General features: G+C 58.4%; 12 protein-coding genes. 6 read left to right on the top strand and 6 right to left on the bottom strand.

All coding sequences use genetic code 11. The annotated features are described in order from the left end of the window. From VFE46_10960 to VFE46_10970, 3 genes are all read left to right on the top strand, one after another. Positions 1 to 2372, top strand: a 2372-nt coding sequence (locus VFE46_10960) for a M56 family metallopeptidase (protein HZZ28511.1), incomplete at its 5' end; no start/stop codon positions are given. 152 nt (positions 2373 to 2524) lie between these two features. After that, a complete protein-coding gene (locus VFE46_10965; protein HZZ28512.1) occupies positions 2525 to 3823 on the top strand; it encodes a hypothetical protein in 1299 nt (432 codons plus the stop codon). 166 nt (positions 3824 to 3989) lie between these two features. Continuing rightward, the gene (locus VFE46_10970; protein ID HZZ28513.1) at positions 3990 to 5126 is read left to right on the top strand and encodes a hypothetical protein; all 1137 of its coding nucleotides are present in this window, start codon (positions 3990 to 3992) and stop codon (positions 5124 to 5126) included. Positions 5127 to 5133: 7 nt separating this feature from the next. Here the strand turns inward: VFE46_10970 and purE are convergent, their stop codons facing one another. After that, a complete protein-coding gene (gene purE, locus VFE46_10975) occupies positions 5134 to 5628 on the bottom strand; it encodes a 5-(carboxyamino)imidazole ribonucleotide mutase (GenBank protein HZZ28514.1) in 495 nt (164 codons plus the stop codon). A gap of 161 nt (positions 5629 to 5789) precedes the next feature. Here purE and VFE46_10980 point away from each other — a divergent pair, with 161 nt between their 5' ends. Both VFE46_10980 and VFE46_10985 read left to right on the top strand, forming a co-directional pair. After that, entirely contained in the window at positions 5790 to 6890 is a 1101-nt protein-coding gene (locus VFE46_10980; GenBank protein HZZ28515.1) for an L-threonylcarbamoyladenylate synthase, read from the top strand. A 43-nt stretch (positions 6891 to 6933) separates the two neighbouring features. Further along, complete coding sequence (locus VFE46_10985; protein HZZ28516.1) at positions 6934 to 7842, top strand: TIGR01777 family oxidoreductase; 909 nt, start codon at positions 6934 to 6936, stop codon at positions 7840 to 7842. A 125-nt stretch (positions 7843 to 7967) separates the two neighbouring features. On the opposite strand, the gene VFE46_10990 is transcribed toward VFE46_10985, so the two are convergent. Next, positions 7968 to 8900: an alpha/beta hydrolase gene (locus VFE46_10990; protein ID HZZ28517.1), complete on the bottom strand. Its 933-nt coding sequence runs from the start codon at positions 8898 to 8900 to the stop codon at positions 7968 to 7970. Between the two features lie 248 nt (positions 8901 to 9148). On the opposite strand from VFE46_10990, the gene VFE46_10995 reads away from it, so the two are divergent. Then, positions 9149 to 9853 (top strand): uracil-DNA glycosylase, encoded by a 705-nt coding sequence (locus tag VFE46_10995; protein HZZ28518.1) that lies wholly within the window; start codon positions 9149 to 9151, stop codon positions 9851 to 9853. 114 nt (positions 9854 to 9967) lie between these two features. Here the strand turns inward: VFE46_10995 and VFE46_11000 are convergent, their stop codons facing one another. The 4 genes from VFE46_11000 to VFE46_11015 form a co-directional block, all read right to left on the bottom strand. Next, on the bottom strand, positions 9968 to 12457 hold the full coding sequence (locus VFE46_11000; protein HZZ28519.1) for a DUF1559 domain-containing protein: 2490 nt from the start codon (positions 12455 to 12457) through the stop codon (positions 9968 to 9970). A 103-nt stretch (positions 12458 to 12560) separates the two neighbouring features. Continuing rightward, positions 12561 to 13439, bottom strand: coding sequence for a hypothetical protein (locus VFE46_11005; protein ID HZZ28520.1), 879 nt, complete (start codon positions 13437 to 13439; stop codon positions 12561 to 12563). A 136-nt stretch (positions 13440 to 13575) separates the two neighbouring features. Beyond that, a complete protein-coding gene (locus tag VFE46_11010) occupies positions 13576 to 14346 on the bottom strand; it encodes an SDR family NAD(P)-dependent oxidoreductase (protein ID HZZ28521.1) in 771 nt (256 codons plus the stop codon). A gap of 144 nt (positions 14347 to 14490) precedes the next feature. Continuing rightward, positions 14491 to 15336, bottom strand: coding sequence for an HAD family acid phosphatase (locus VFE46_11015; protein HZZ28522.1), 846 nt, complete (start codon positions 15334 to 15336; stop codon positions 14491 to 14493). Positions 15337 to 15665: the final 329 nt, after the last annotated feature.

Genomic DNA, 15665 nt, shown 5'->3' on the forward strand with positions numbered 1-15665 from the left:
ATAAAGCCGCGACCGTTGGTCGCGCTACAGCGCCGGTTGATGCCGCCACTCCCTCGCGGCTTAGTGACAATTCATCGTTTGGCCGCGACTCGCAGAGGAGCGCGCCCGCGCCAACTGACGCAACCGCAACACATATCCCAGCCGATGATTCGCCGCCGTCGTTGGCGGCCGCCGAGGCAAAATTACCAACCAATGCCAAATCTATCCCAGCCGACGATTTGTCGTCGGTTGCCGGAACGCAATCTGCGCCCGCTGCATCCGGTGTGCAATTCACCTTCGGTTCGTACTTATTGATCGCCTGGCTTCTGGGAGTGCTTGCTGTTTCCGTGTGGCTGGCTTGGGAAACATGGCGGGCATTGTGCCTGCGGCGCAGCGTGCAGATTGTGCATTCCGCGCCGCTGGAGGCGTTGCTGGGTGAAGTTCGCCAGCAATTGAATCTGCGCCGCGGGGCGCAACTGGGCGAAAGCGATGCGGCACGCAGCCCCATGTTGGTGAAATTCCGCACGCCCTGTGTGGTGTTTCCGTCGGGCATGTTGGGTGGTCTGTCATCACCCTCACCCCGGCCCTCTCCCATCAAGGGAGAGGGAGATTTCGCTGAAACCTATCGCATCGAGGGAGAGGGAGATAGAACGCTCACCCCGGACGAAATTCGCTTGGTGTTGGCGCACGAGCTGGCGCATGTCAAACGGCACGATCTGGCCTGGAACGCGCTGGCAGCGGTGGTGCACGTGCTGTTGTATTTTCATCCGCTGGTCTGGCTGGCCAGCCGCTGGTCGCGGCAAGAACAGGAATTGGCCTGCGATGAGTTAGTCATCACCCGCCTGCACGTGGCCGGGCACGATTATGGCCAACTGCTGTTAAAAATTGTCCGGCAACTGGGGCGCGGCTTTCCCACCGGCATGGCCGTGATTGGCATGGCCAGCAGCTATCAAACGCTTTCCCGGAGATTAACGGCGATGAAGCGCATACGCAACTTTTCTCGGCGGCAGATTTTTCTCGGCGGATTGATCGTCTCTCTGTTGGGCGCACTCGCTCTGGTGCCGTGGCGGTTGGTGGCGCAGGAAGCGAAGCAACCGGCCGCAGGAAGTAGTCAGGGGTCAGGGGTCAGTGACCAGGAGAAAAAAAGCACCGAGAAAGGACCTGCCGGCACGCCACCCGCGGCCAACTCAAACGCGCCAGTCGCGACTAAATCCCCAGCCGAAAATTCTTCTGCCCCCGCCGCTCCCGGCGATGAGACAACGCTTAAAAAACTGCTGATCGGCACGTGGCAAGGCGGGCATTATTACGACGAGCTAATCCTGCACGATGATGGCACGTTCGATCGCTTCTCGCGCTACTGGTATTACTTTCCGCGCCGCGGTCGGCCGATTCAAGAGGGCGCAGCCACCGTGGCTGTTGAGCCGACCAACGATGCTGCATATGAAGATCGTTTCGAACGGGGCACGTGGAAGCTGGGGCAGCAGGAAAACACGGATGCGCAGGGAAAAACCAACCCGGTTCCGACGTTAACGCTGGACTCGCAAATCGACGAACACAATGTTCCGCTGTGGCGCACGACGACGATTACCGCACCCTTGTCTTCGCTTCCTCCTACGCCGCGGTCGCCGCGGGAAAGGGGAAGGGGCAGAGGGTCGGCGGAACGGCCCGTATATTCTGCTGACCTGCCGTCCGGGCAGGAAGTAAATCTCGACCACAATGTATTCGCCATCGAGCGGCTGGACGATACGCTGCTGCGGTTAAAAATTGTCGACGGCCGACAGGTTATGCTGTCGTTCCAGAACGACGGGGCATCGCTTCGTCCGGAAAACACACCCACGTTATTTTTCCGCCGTGAAAATCCCGGCTCCACCAATCCCGCCTACGCCGCTGAGATTCCGCCAGAGATCAAACAATTGGCGCAGCTGGCCGGGCTGACGCCGGACGAAGCCCAATTGTTGGCCGGGATGCACGACAACCGCGATTCCGTGAACATTCAACAGCAAGGCGTCGATTTGATTTCCCGCGCCGCGGCTGGACGCGCACATCGCATTGATTTTGCGGAACTGTTCAATCTGAACCCGGAGGAAGCGAAAGCCTTTGTCGATTTGATGGGCATGGTCGATGATCGTTATGCCACGGCCCTCACGCTCACCGCCGGCAATCTTTCGCCAACGGAAACCTCGACGATGCAAAAATTGCAGGATTTCCGCAATCAGTTGGGCGACGTTTATATTTCTGCCCAACAATTGCAAAGCCCGTGGCGCGGCTCCGCCGCCGAATTGAATAAAAATCGGCAGGCAGACGCCCGGGTGCGCAATAAAGTGGTTCGCTTGGTTCAAGAACTCAACGATTGGCTCGATAAGTCGGTTTACAATTGGCGGGCCGGCGATTAACCGGCCCAGCGAGACAGGCACTCAGTCAAGTTGACAGGGGAGAACTCAACATGTTGCCGAGATTTTGGACAGATTTCCCGTGGTGTCGCCCCGGCTTTGTCGTGCTGGGCATGTCCGGTTCCTATCAAACTATTTCCAGGAGGTTAAAAGCCATGAAACACATTCAAGCGTTCACCCGGCGACAAATCGTGTTGATTGGCGGCGGTTTGGCCGTTCTCGCCGCCGTGGCCCTGGTGCCGTGGCGGCTGGTGGCACAAGATGCGAAACCGCCGGCTGCAGGAAGTGGTCAGGGAGCAGTGGTAGGTGGTCAGCAGGAAAAACCGACGACCCAAGCCGACGACGCTTCGGCCGCTGTGCCCACCGACAAAGCAGCGCGGGAAAAACTTCTGATCGGCACCTGGCGCGGCGGAGACCATGGTTACAAGTTAACATTCCGCAGCGACGGAACGTTCACCGAGTTTCCCAAAAGCTTAATGATGGCTGCGAGCGATCCCTTCACGCCGGCAGGCGCACCAGGAATGGGCGCACCGAGCATGAATGCGAACCGGACGGAATCTCATTCCTTGGGAGGGCAAGGCCGGTGGCAAATTAACAGCGCTGGCGAGCGGCTGGTCCTCACGTACGAGGAAACGCAATCGAGCGGCGGCGGTCAACGCGAAACGGAAGCCGGCCGTCCCTGCGAATTCAAAATCACCAAGCTCGATCCCACGTTTTTGCGATTGACGATGTTGTATCGAGCGCCCAATTCCATTGGCCTGGTGGAAGGTGGCACGACGTTTTACCGTCGCCTGCCAGAGGTGACCGGGCTGGATCCACTGAAAGGTAAATTGCTGGACGACGTGCTGCGCGTGGCGGAAGTGGCGCAAATGGATTCGGAAGAAGCGCTGGCCTTTTCGGCGTGGATCAAGGAGCAGAAAATTGAGCCGCAGCAATTGCAAATTATCGAAAAAACCACGGCGGCGAAAAATAGCAAAATCAGCTTGCAGGCATTGTTCGGGTGGAGCGACGCCGAAAATAAAGCCTACGACGAATTGAAAAAAGTCAGCGGCGGATTTGCCGCCGCTGGCAACTTGGCGGAGCAAAATCTCCTTTCCGCCGACGAGAAAAACGCCATTCGCAAAATGCGATCGTTTGCGGAAGATTTTGCCAAGGTCTGCTCCACGTTCGAGAGCATCCCACGAATATCGGTGCCCGGCCAACCATTTAGCCCGGTTTATCCCGGCGGGGCTGTTGTGAGCGGAGTCGTAGGGAGCGCGCCGGGAGCAAATTCAGCGATGGGAACGATTACGATTGGTCCAGGCATCCTTGGTGGGCCCATGGCGAGCGCGGACCCAACGGGCTCCCAAGCTTTCCCAGCAGGAACCTCGGCGACGCAAGAGTCATTGAATAAAGTCAGGGCGTTATTGGACGACCTGCAAGACTGGCTGGCACAGGGTCCGTTGGCAAATTAGGCGCGGCGGCGCGCTCGGCCAACGCCTCGCGGCCAAACGCGGGCATTCCTCAGTCCCCCTCCCGCATTTTGAATTCCGCACTTTGCATTTATCGCTTGCGGTTCGCTTTATCGCCAATTTCCAATGGGCAGTGTACATTAGAAGGATGGGAGTGCATGGAAGAAATTTGTCCCCTTTGCAGCCGGGCCAGCGCTGGTTGATGGCGGCAATTGTCGCCGGTTTGTGCTACTTGAATGCGGCCACGTTGCCGGCTGCCGTGGCGGTGGTGAGCAATCGCACAACCGAGGAAATCAAGTTTTCCGTCCTGGCCGAAAGCGGCCCGGACCACAGCCCGCCGGCCGTGAAGCCGGCCCAATACAAATTGCCATCCGGCGATTTACTGGCCGTGCCGCTGGCGCGCGGCGCCAACGCCAAGCTAGTTTCCGAGGGCATCGATTGCCCCATTAAGTCCGATGCGGCTTACTACTTTGGCGAGCTGCCATCGGGCAAAATCGAACTGGGTCAAATTGGCGTCGGCGACATGCCCACCGTGGGGCAGGCCTCGGCCGTGCCGCTGCTTCCCCCTGCGAAGCAATCTCCGGAAGCGGAGGAAGCGGCCCGAACGATCAGCGTTAAAATATTCGTCGACGAGAAAGAACCCTCCAAGCCGGCGGTTTGGCAGCGGCGGCTGCGCGATCGGGTAGCGGCCGCTTCAGAAATTATTGAGCACGCTTGCGGCATGCGGTTGAAGGTGATCGCCACCGGCACTTGGGACAGCGACAGCAGCATTACGAAGTTTGAAGACGCCGTCACCGAGTTCACTCGCAAGGCCGATCCGGGCGAGGCGCGCATTGCGATCGGCTTCACCAGCCAATTTCAAATTACTCATGGCCGAACACACATGGGCGCCACGGTGGGACCGCTTTCCCATCACATTTTGCTGCGAGAATGGTCGCAATACGTGACCGAGCCGGAGCGGTTGGAGCTGCTGGTGCACGAACTGGGCCATTTCTTGGGCGCGGTGCACAGTCCGGAGCCGGACAGCGTGATGCGCGTGGTTTTAGGAGACAAGCTAGCCCGGGCAAAAAAATTTCAGATTCACTTTGACCCGCTGAACGAGCTGGCGATGAATTTGGTGGCCGAAGAGTGGCGGCGGCACGCGCCGCTTTACAACATCGGCGAAGTTTCGCCGCCAATTCAAGCGCGGCTGAGCACCATTTACGCCGCCATTGCCGAAGCCTTGCCGACCGACCCGGCGGCACTGCAATATTTGCGCATTTTAGGCCGCACTACAGGCATGCCGATTACCGTGCGATCGCAGTGAGAGAGATTCAATCGAGCTTTTCGTTGCAAATTTTTTCGGCGGCCTCGGCCCGGTAGCGGCGCAGTTTTTCGCGAAGCTCGGGCTGTTTGTTGGCTAAAATCGCCACGGCCAACAGGGCGGCATTGGTGGCCCCTGGCTTGCCAATGGCCAGCGTTCCCACGGGAATTCCGGCGGGCATTTGGACCGTAGAGAGGAGCGAATCGAGCCCTTTGAGCGCGGCGCTTTCCATCGGCACGCCCAATACCGGCAGCAGCGTGTGGGCGGCCGTGACGCCCGCCAAGTGGGCTGCTCCACCGGCGGCGGCGATCAGCACTTCCAAGCCGTTGGCCTCAGCGCCGGAGACGTACTGAATGACCAAATCGGGCGTGCGATGGGCCGACATCACCTGGCACTGGTGCGGCACGTCAAACCGGGCAAGCGTTTCGGAGGCAGCGCGCATCACTTCCCAATCCGATTTGCTTCCCATGATAATGCCGACAAGGGGTTTTTCTGTGGCGGCCATGTTTTGCTTTCGTCAGGAATGCAGAATGGGGAATGAAGGCAAAAAGCAGAAGGCAGAAAGCAGAATGACGAAGGACCAAATCTCAATGATCAATGGGGATGGTAAAGTGCAGTGTTCCTTGAAGGGTTAATTCCAAAGCTAGTTTCAACGATTGTCGGCGAATGTTCAATCCCCGGAAAACCATGGTGCGGCAGGTGTCGGCGACGCGGCCGGACACAACCGTCATTGCCGAAGCCGCAGCCGTGTTGCGGCGCGGCGGACTGGTGGCTTTTCCGACAGAAACCGTTTATGGCCTGGGGGCCAACGCGCTCGATGCCGCGGCGGTACAGCAAATTTTTGCGGCAAAAGGCCGGCCGGCAAACAATCCCATTATTGTACATGTGGCCGATGCGGTTGCGGCAGAGCAATTGGCAGCGCACTGGCCGGAGGGCGCGGCGCAGCTGGCTGCGCAATTTTGGCCCGGCGCGCTTACGTTGGTCTTGCCGAAGCGGCCAGAGGTTCCAGAAATCGTTTCCGCCGGCGGGCCAACCGTGGGGCTGCGCGTGCCGGGGCATCGTGTGGCCTTGGCGCTGCTAGAGTCCGCGGGGATTCCAATTGCCGCGCCCAGTGCTAACCGTTCCACGGCCGTATCTCCCACGACGGCAGAGCACGTACTGGGTGGATTGGATGGCCGCGTGGATCTGATTTTGGACGCCGGGCCAACCGAGGGAGGCTTGGAATCGACGGTGCTCGATTTGACCGTCGATCCGCCGCGCGTGCTGCGGCCGGGGCTGGTAACGGTCCGACAGTTGCAGGAGGTAATCGGCCAAGTGGCAATCGCCGATCGCTGGGTTACCCACGGGCCAAATTCGGAGGAGCCGGCCGCGGAGCCTTCGGAAGAACCGGCCGAGAAGCCCTTGCAGGAGCCGTTTGCTGAGCCGCTGCGTTCGCCGGGAATGCTGGCGCGACATTATGCACCGCGCGCGAAAGTGATTTGCATCGACAAAGAAAACGAGACGCGCATGCTCGAAAAATTGGCTCGTGGAAGTAGCCTTGGCTGGCTTCGATTGCCCGGTAGGCCGGCCAGGGAATTTTCGGAAGCGGCGAACATTAAGGTGATCGAGATGCCGCCGGACGCAACCGGTTATGCCGCTCGGCTATATGCAGCGCTACATGAGTTGGACGGCGCCGGTGTGGAGTATATTGTGGTCGATTCGCCGCCCCACGATGACGCGTGGCTGGCAATTCACGACCGATTGCGGCGGGCGGCACACACGGAGTAATTTAAGCCCGCGGATAACATCAGCGGTGGTAAGGATCAAAAAAATGCGTGCATTAGTTACCGGCGCCACAGGATTTATCGGACCGCATTTGTTAAAGCGATTGGATCGGCCGGTCATATTGAGCCGGAATGCTGATCGGGCACGGCAATCGCTGGCGAAATTCAACGTGCAAGCGCACCCGTGGAATCCTCTGGCCGACCCACCGCCATCGGAGGCGTTGGAAGGGATTGAAGCGATCTTTCATTTGGCCGGCGATCCGGTGGCCAGTGGCCGCTGGACTGCTGAAAAGAAACGCCAGATTCGAGACAGCCGGGAGTTGGGCACGCGCCACTTAGTACAGGCGCTGCGGCAGTTGAAAACACGTCCACCGGTGTTGGTGTCGGCCTCGGCCACCGGGTGGTATGGCGATCGTGGAGATGAATTGCTAGATGAATCTGCCCAGCCCGCCGGCGATTTTCTAGCGGAAGTGTGCGTGGCCTGGGAGCGCGAAGCGCAGGCAGCCACCGATTTGGGCGTGCGCGTTGCCTCGCTGCGAACAGGAATTGTGTTAGGCCGCGATGGGGGCGCACTGAAAAAAATGCTAACTCCCTTTAAGCTGGGCGTGGGCGGACGCTTGGGGAGCGGTCACCAGTGGATGCCCTGGATTCATGTGGAGGATTTGGTGGCGCTTTACTTGTACGCGGCAGAAAATGCCAACGTCGGTGGACCGGTCAACGCCACGGCGCCCAACCCAGTGACGAACGGGCAATTCACCAAAGCGTTGGCCGCGGCGGTTCACCGGCCGGCGGTCTTGCCCGCTCCGTATTTTGCGCTCCGACTGGCCTTGGGCGAGTTCGCCAAAGTGCTATTTGAATCGCAGCGCGTGATTCCGAAAACAGCCCTGGCCAGCGGGTTTCAATTTCGATATTCGGAAATTGGCTCCGCGCTGGAAGAGATTGTGCGTGGCGGATAGAGCCACTTTTCGATATTGCGTGTTCAAACCAGCCGGACGGCCACGCCGTCCAGTCCGGATGCTATGAGCATCCGACTAGTGGCGAATCAACGGATTGATCTGCGTTTATTTGCGTTTATTTGCGTTCATTTGCGTTCATTTGCGGCTGAGTCTGTTGGCTTCAGCAGCCCGCGGATTTTTAGCCAATCGGCCAGGCGGTCTTTCCAGGTGCTCAGCACCGGATCGTTGGGGGCTAAGCCCACGCCGTGCGGGCCTTGTTGATAGATGTGCAATTCCGCGGGAACTTTTGCCTTCCGCAGGGCAAGGTAGAACTGGACGCTGTTTTCTGCCGGAACGGAGGTGTCGGCGTTCGTGCAAAATAAAAATGTCGGCGGCGTTTCTGCAGTCACCTGCGTTTCATTGGAAAGATTTTTCACCAGCTCCGGATCAGGATTATCTCCCAGCAAGTTCTTCTTCGAACTCATGTGGGTGTAGTTGTTCTCCAGCGAAATCACGGCATAGCACAAAATTAAAAAATCGGGCCGGCAACTGGCACGCTCAATAGGGTCTTCCGCCTGCGGATTGCCCTGATCGAAATGCGTGCCGACGGTCGAAGCCAAATGGCCGCCGGCGGAAAATCCTAAAATCCCGATTCGCGAGGGATCGACTTTCCACGTGGCGGCATTGGTCCGCACCAGGCGGATGGCACGCTGGGCGTCTTCCAGCGGGGCCGGAAACTGATAACCCTTGCCGGCATGGCGATAGTCGAGCACCAAGGCGACGATGTCCAAAGTATTCAGCCACTGGGCAACCGCTTTCCCTTCTTTATCCAGCGATAAATGAGCATACCCGCCGCCTGGGCAAACAATAATTGCCGTGCCGTTGGCTTTGTCGTCGGGCGGAACGAAAACCGTCAGGTTCGGCTTGTCGTCGGGTTTGTCCCCTTTGGCGTCGGGCGCGCCCGCAGGCCACAGCAAAATGTTTTGCTCCGCAGCCACGGTTGACGATTGCCCAACTTGCATTACGGTAAGCACCACGATGCCCAGTACAAGCGCTTGCCAACGACTCGAAGAAACCATTTTTTCACTGCTGTTGAGTATAGAAATCCCAATGACCAAGCACCAATGACCAATCCTCAGATTACTTATTGGCCATTGGGACTTGGTCATTGGTCATTCGCCACAAAATTCCGGGGGCTCCGCGGCCTCGACTCCGGCCACCCGACGCCATAAATTTAATTTCCACTTATCAATAGCGGCTATCATAAGCCGGTGGCTGATGGATGTCTAATCGGAATCGCACCGCCCAGACGCGCAGGATGGTTTAAGTGAGCACAACGTCCGGCAAAGCAGGGAACTGGACCAAACTGAATCGGCAAATTGTCAATTGCGAGCGCTGCCCAAGGCTGCGAAATTATTGTCGCCGCATCGCCCAGGAAAAGCGGCGGGCCTTTGCGCAGTGGGATTATTGGGGCCGGCCGCTGCCGAATTTTGGCGACAACAAGGCCCGGCTGTTGATTGTTGGCCTGGCGCCTGCGGCGCATGGCGGGAACCGGACCGGGCGGATGTTTACCGGCGATCGGAGTGGCGACTGGCTATATCGGGCGCTGTTCAAAGCCGGCTTTGCCACTCAACCGCAGAGCGTTTCGCGGGACGATGAATTGCAGCTTCTGGATTGCGCCATTACGGCCGTGGCGCACTGCGCGCCACCAGATAACAAGCCCACGCCACGCGAAATTGCGAATTGCCAAGCGTGGTTGAATCAAACCGTCGATTTACTCAATCCGCATGTGATGTTGGCCTTGGGGCAAATTGGCTTTCGCGCCACCGTGGCACAGGCCAAGCGGCGCGGCTGGTATTCCGGGCCGCTGCCGAAGTTTGACCACGGCGCCGTGGTGAAGTTCAATGAGCGGCGGTGGCTGTTGGCCAGTTATCATCCCAGCCAGCAAAACACGTTTACTGGCAAATTGACCGAAGCGATGTTCGACCGGGTGTTTGCCAAAGCGCGGAAGATTTTGGATTCGATAGCGTGACATTTCGCCCGGTGGGTGGCTGGGGTCGAACGGAGTGAGCCCCCAGTGGCTCATTCCGGGGGCTCGGCGGCCTCGACCCCGGCCACACAAAATTAAATCAGGCGACAGCTTGATTTACGGTACATTCACCACTTCGCCGCCGGCGCGGGTGAAGAGCGCTTTGAGGGTGGCGTTATCGACGCTTTGCGGAATTTTGTGGACCGAGCCGTCGCAGAAGGCCGCCAAAAATCCGCCATCGCGCAGTCCAATTAGCCCGGCCAAAGGGTTATTTTCATCGGGCTCAAAATCGTCGGGCTTGGTCCAAATGACGGCTTTATCGTCAGCCGCTTCGACAAACATAATCGTTTTGGAAGTGCCGTCGGTGATTTGCTTGAGTTTAATTCCTTTGTCGCCCGGGAAGGCGGCATCGTCTCCCCGCACGGTGAGATAGACCGTTTTGAAATCGTCGGCCGCTTTGCTGCCCGGGGCTTTTAACACGGCGGGCATTTTTGCGATCAGCGGTTTGTTGTTGGGGCTATCCCACGGCTCGTCGAGTTTGAATTGTTGAAATAGAGCGTTTTCTTCCAGGAAGGGAAGGATGAGCACGCGCCAACTTAAAAGCGGGTTGCCGTTCTTGTCGGCGGAAAAGGCCGGCGGAAACGATTTCTTTGCATCCACAAAGATGAGGCTGGCCAGCGCAATTTGCTTCATGTTGTTAGACGAACCGGCGCCCCGGGCTGCTTGCCGCGCCTCAAACGTGGCGGGCAACAACAGGGGAATGGTAATCAAAGGCAATGTGCCGATTCCGCCGGTCAACGTGCCGTGCGAATCTAAACGGATGCCGTCTTTGGTGGTTTCTACCGTGGCCACGGTCGGCGTAAGATGCGGCACAATGGCCCGCGCATTGGGCAGCATGCCGACGTTCAAATTCAATCCCTGCTGTTGCAGTTGCGAGCAAGCCACTTGGGTGACGATTTGCAACACTGGGTAGAAGAGCTTGAACTGATTGGGCGTATCTTGATAGCTGAGCACGGTTGGTTTGGAGCTGCCGGAAAAGACCGCCGCAACTTCGGGATTGGCGGAAAGCTTTTTGTTTTGTGCGGCACTATTGGGCGAAGCGCCCGATTTAGCGTCAGCGGATTGCAGTTCTAAATAAGCCTTGATGGTTTGCGGAAAGAGCGCGAACACCAACTGCTGATCGGTAATGCACCAGGCGGGAGCAAAAGGAAATTTGGCACCCTCGGCTTGATTGAAGAAGGCGATTTTCTGGCCGCGACAATCGGTTTCGGCCAGCGTTGGCCCGGCCGGCATTTGCCCGTTGCTGGTGCGCATTTGTTGGGTGCGCACATCCATGACTCGGGCGAAAGCGAGCAATTGGTCGCTGGCACGCTGCAGCTTCGCTTTGTCGCGGATGGTGGCCGTGATGGTTAGCCCTGTGAAGACGAAGCCGCCATCATCGGGCGAATTGTACATGCACCAGGAATCGCCCAGCGAGGCGATGAGATCGTCCTTGATGTTGACGCCTGTCATTTGCGAGATTTGCCCCAGGCTGCGCTCGAATTCCTGGCGCGCTTCCGGCTCCATCACGGAGGCCACGTTCAAAATTGCATCGATTAGTTTCGCCGGATCGGTGCGGGTGGCAATGGCAAAACTGGCGTCGGCAGGAATGGGGTCCAGCGAACTGGCCTCCAGTGGTTGGCCGCCCAGCAACGCCAACAGGCCGGCCGGTGCGCCATCGAGTGCCAACAAAGTGCGGCTGGAAGAACTGCTTCCTTCCAACCCGCTGACGCTGGCCAGGTATTTCACGTTATGAACGCCGAGCGTGTCCAGCAGTTGGTTGACATTGATGCCGCCTGGGTTGGCGGCAATGCCCATTTGCGCCAGTCCGAGAATCGCCTTCAGGTTGATATAGTTGACGATGGCGGGTCGCTCCACCTTCAATTGGCTGCGAATTTCGCTGAGCCAGGCCGGGGGCGATTTGCTGGTGCGGGCCCACAGGGCATCGGCTTCGCCAGGGCCAATGCCAATGACCAGGTATTTGTCTTTGATACCCCATTGAACCGGCGGTGCATCGGGGGGCGTGGGCAACGTGTGCCAGGCGGTGGCGTCGGCCGGGCCGGTTGGTTCAACGTTGTTGGTGTGATGCGGAATGATTTGCTCAATTTTTTCCAGCGATGCCTTGGTTGCCGCCGCATTGTCGCCTAAATTCAGGGCGAGGCCGGCGCGAATCGTGGGCCCCTTGGGACCAATATCCACATTTGCCACGTAAGCCGCCAGCGGCCGCGTGAGAAACGTTTCCAGCAGTTTCGGTCCTTCTTCACCCAGCGCTTGTCCCAAGGGATTATGGGGAGCGCCCGTGGCGAACGACGTTTTAACGTTGGCGGCCAGCTCGTGCATAAAGTGCTGCACGTCGTCTTCGGCCAGCAGTTGTTCCACCTTGTTTTTGCTGGCAGGGTTTACTTTGTCGACGCCCGCCAGGCTGACGTACCACAGGCATTGCTCGGGAGCAACTTTCGCAAGCACGGCGTCTTCCGGCAGGGGCGGCAAAGAAAGCGGCATGCTGGCCGGCGCGCCGGAAAACAGCATCAATATGAACATCCAACTGGGGAACATTGCGGTTGCCATGGAAATCTCCTGAGCGAAAGCCGGGCGCGTGGAAAAGCGAATGTCGCCGCCTATGATACGCCTTCGGGCTGGCCGTTTCCACCGGCGCGGTAGAAGAATCCACCTACTTCTTGGCGGTGGCTTTGGCGTCGGGACTTGAACCGGTCAGGCCGCCCAGCAGCGTTTGAATTTTTCCCCAGCCAATTTGCGCGATTTGGGCGGGGGAGAATTGCAGCTTGTCGCGGTGCTTTTGAATTTCGGCGTTTATTTTGGCGGTGATTTCCGGCTCGCGCTTGTGGACTTCGTCGGCCACGATATTTTTGAAGGCGTGGCCCAGCTCTTTGGCCGCGTCGCCGTGCAGCATGTCGATTTTGGTGAGCGTCAGGTCGGTTAGCTTCAGGTTCACGCCGGTGACTTGCGGCAGGACTTCGATGGTGCCGAAGCTGGCGCCGGCGACCGGGTGGATGTCGATCACGATATCGAGGCGCGCTTCAATCGTGGCGTAACCTTCCACATGGAAGTTTAAGCCCTTGATGCCGCGCAGCCATTCTTCCTGGATGGCCTCGGCCCACAGTCGGGCGGACAATGTAGCTTGAAAAGCGGTTCCACCGGTGCTGGTGGTTTGCGGCGGAGTGAAGCTGAGTTGCAGATTGTGCTCTGGATCGTTGAGCCGTACGCGATACATCCGCCACTGGCCGTCGTTGACTTTTTTGGTTTGCTTTTCCAAATGCCAACCGTCGGCGCGCTGCTGCCACTGGTAGCCGTCGAAGACTTCTTTTTGATGGCCCCAGTTTTCTTGCTTTTCGTATTCCGGATGAATGCTTTTGAGGATGGCCACTTTGGCCAGGTCGGCCAGAACTTGATTCGGCGTGTTTTGCTGAGCGGCCGGCGCAGCCGTGGGTGGCGGCGGAGGCAACGGCAGCGATGATTCGCCGCGCAGCGCAAGCCCGACGCTTACGCAAATTAAAATGACCCAAGCGATGGTTGCGTTGCGGCGCCACATAGGCCGCGAATTGTAGAGTTTGCCCCACGGCGGCAGAAGATCAGCTTTTAAGCCCTCGCCTGTCGCTGCGGCGACCGATCCGGACGGGCGTGGTCTTCCGGCTATGTGGAAGGCGCTTGGAAAATCTGAGAGCGTTTCAGAACGTGCGGGCCAAAATGCCGCCATCCACCACCAGCACCGAGCCGGTGATGTAACTGCCGGCATTGCTGGCCAAGAGCAGGGCCGGGCCGGCAAGTTCGCGCGGATCGCCCCAGCGCCCAATCGATGTGCGGGCCGCCACGGCGGTACGTTGCTCTTCGGAAAGCACGCTTTTGGGCAGGTCGGTAAGAATAGGCCCGGGCGCAATGCAATTGGCCGTGATGCCAAATTGCCCCAGCTCCAGGGCAATCGCCCGGCAGAGCCCAATGATGCCGCTTTTGGTGGCCGAGTAAACTCCGCGGCATGCGAGAGAAGCTAAGCCCATCACCGAGGAAAGAAAAATAATGCGGCCCCAGCGGCGCTCCTTCATTTGCGGCACCACATAGCGCGTTAAGGCCATGCACGAATTCAAATTCAATTCCAAAATGCGGTCCCAATCGGCGTCTTGAATCGATTCAATCGGCTGCGGCTGGTTGCTGCCGGCATTATTGACGAGAATGTCTATCTTGCCGAAAGCATGCGTGGCTGCCTCAGCCAGGTGACGCACCTCGTCGCGGCGGGTCATGTCGGCAACGAGGGTGGCCACGCCGCTTTCCAGACCATGGCGAATATCAGCTGCCGCGGCGTGCAACTCATCTTCGTGGCGGCTGGAAATGACGACGTCGGCCCCCGCCTCGGCCAGCCCGCGGGCAATGGCTTTGCCAATTCCTTTGCTGCCGCCGGTTACGAGTGCCACGCGGCCGTGAAGATCGAATAAAGGTGTACTCATGGGAACGGTACTGCCGGGTTGGTTTGCGTGCGAGATTGCAGCCCGAGCTAAATCGCCGCCAGGTTGCTGCGCAATCAGCCTATCACACACGGCGGGAACCACGCCACGGGGGCCGGAACGAAGCAGTCCGGAAAAGATGGCCGGCTATTTTTCGGCCCGGCGAAGATACTGATCGGCTTGGCCTCGCAGCACTTGCTGATACTGGCCATAAGAGGGATTGGGCAGCACGAACCAGCGGGTGCCCCACAAGCGGAGATATTCGTAAGCGGCCTCGCGCCGGGCCTCCGCCGTGTTGTCGTGGTTGGGAGCAAATTCGTCGCTGAAATCACCCAACTGATCGCCGAAGTAAGCCAGCACGTGATACTTTGCCCGGACTAAATCGCGGCGTGGCTTTTTAATGCTTTCGCCATGCTTTTGCATCAGCAAGCGCAGGCCGGAAACGTCGTCCAGGCCTTGCGTGTTTATGCCCCACTGGGCCAGCGTTTTGATGGTTACCTCCCGCAGGGGTTCCTCGCGGTTGGTGATGTAGATGATGGTGAGGCCCAGGGATTCTGCACGCGAGATAAAATCTTTGGCGCCGGGAACCAGCCGTACGGAGGCCCAATGCTCGGTTTGGAATTTGATCCACGCGTCGTCAGAATAATTTTGGGCGCTATCGTACAGGTACGTGGCAAACGTTCCGTTGTCGAGGACGGTCTCGTCCAAATCCATCACCACGGCCGGCGGCATTCCGCGCTCTTCGGGAGGCAAATTGCTTTGGGCGGCGCGGAATTGCTCCATATCGCGCTGCACTTGGTTCGTGGCCATTTGATAGGTTTGCAAACAACAGGCCACGTATTCCGCGGAGGTCTGCATCCACAAATCTGCATACAACAGACTGTGTTGTAGATCGGTCGGATGCGGCGCAGCCTGCCAGCCCACCGCCACGGAAGCGAGCAGCGCCAGAACGGTAATTGAAGTGAGGCGCGAAAAGCGCGAAACAGGTTTCATCACGGCGTGGGATCTGAGGAAGCAGCAGCGTCGGGTGGAGGTGTGTTGCGGAGCAGTGGTGGGGAAAGACTTGGGACTTTTAAAAGTCTAGCTTGCCGGGCATGGGAATGGGGGAATCGCAGGACTTCAAAACTGGCCGAAAACGAGTGATTTCCCTGCAAATTGCCTATCGTAGTTGACCAGGCGTTAAATGCAACTGGGCAAGCTGGAGAAAGCGACTAAACTTTAACGGCAAAGTTTTTTGGAGCCACAATCTATGGGCGCAACACATGGTTCAGCGAAAAGTCCTTGCCGAACAAATGTGAGAGATTCGGATTCGGGAACCAGAT

The sequence above is a fragment of the Pirellulales bacterium genome, from assembly GCA_035656635.1.
Classification (GTDB): domain Bacteria; phylum Planctomycetota; class Planctomycetia; order Pirellulales; family JADZDJ01; genus DATJYL01.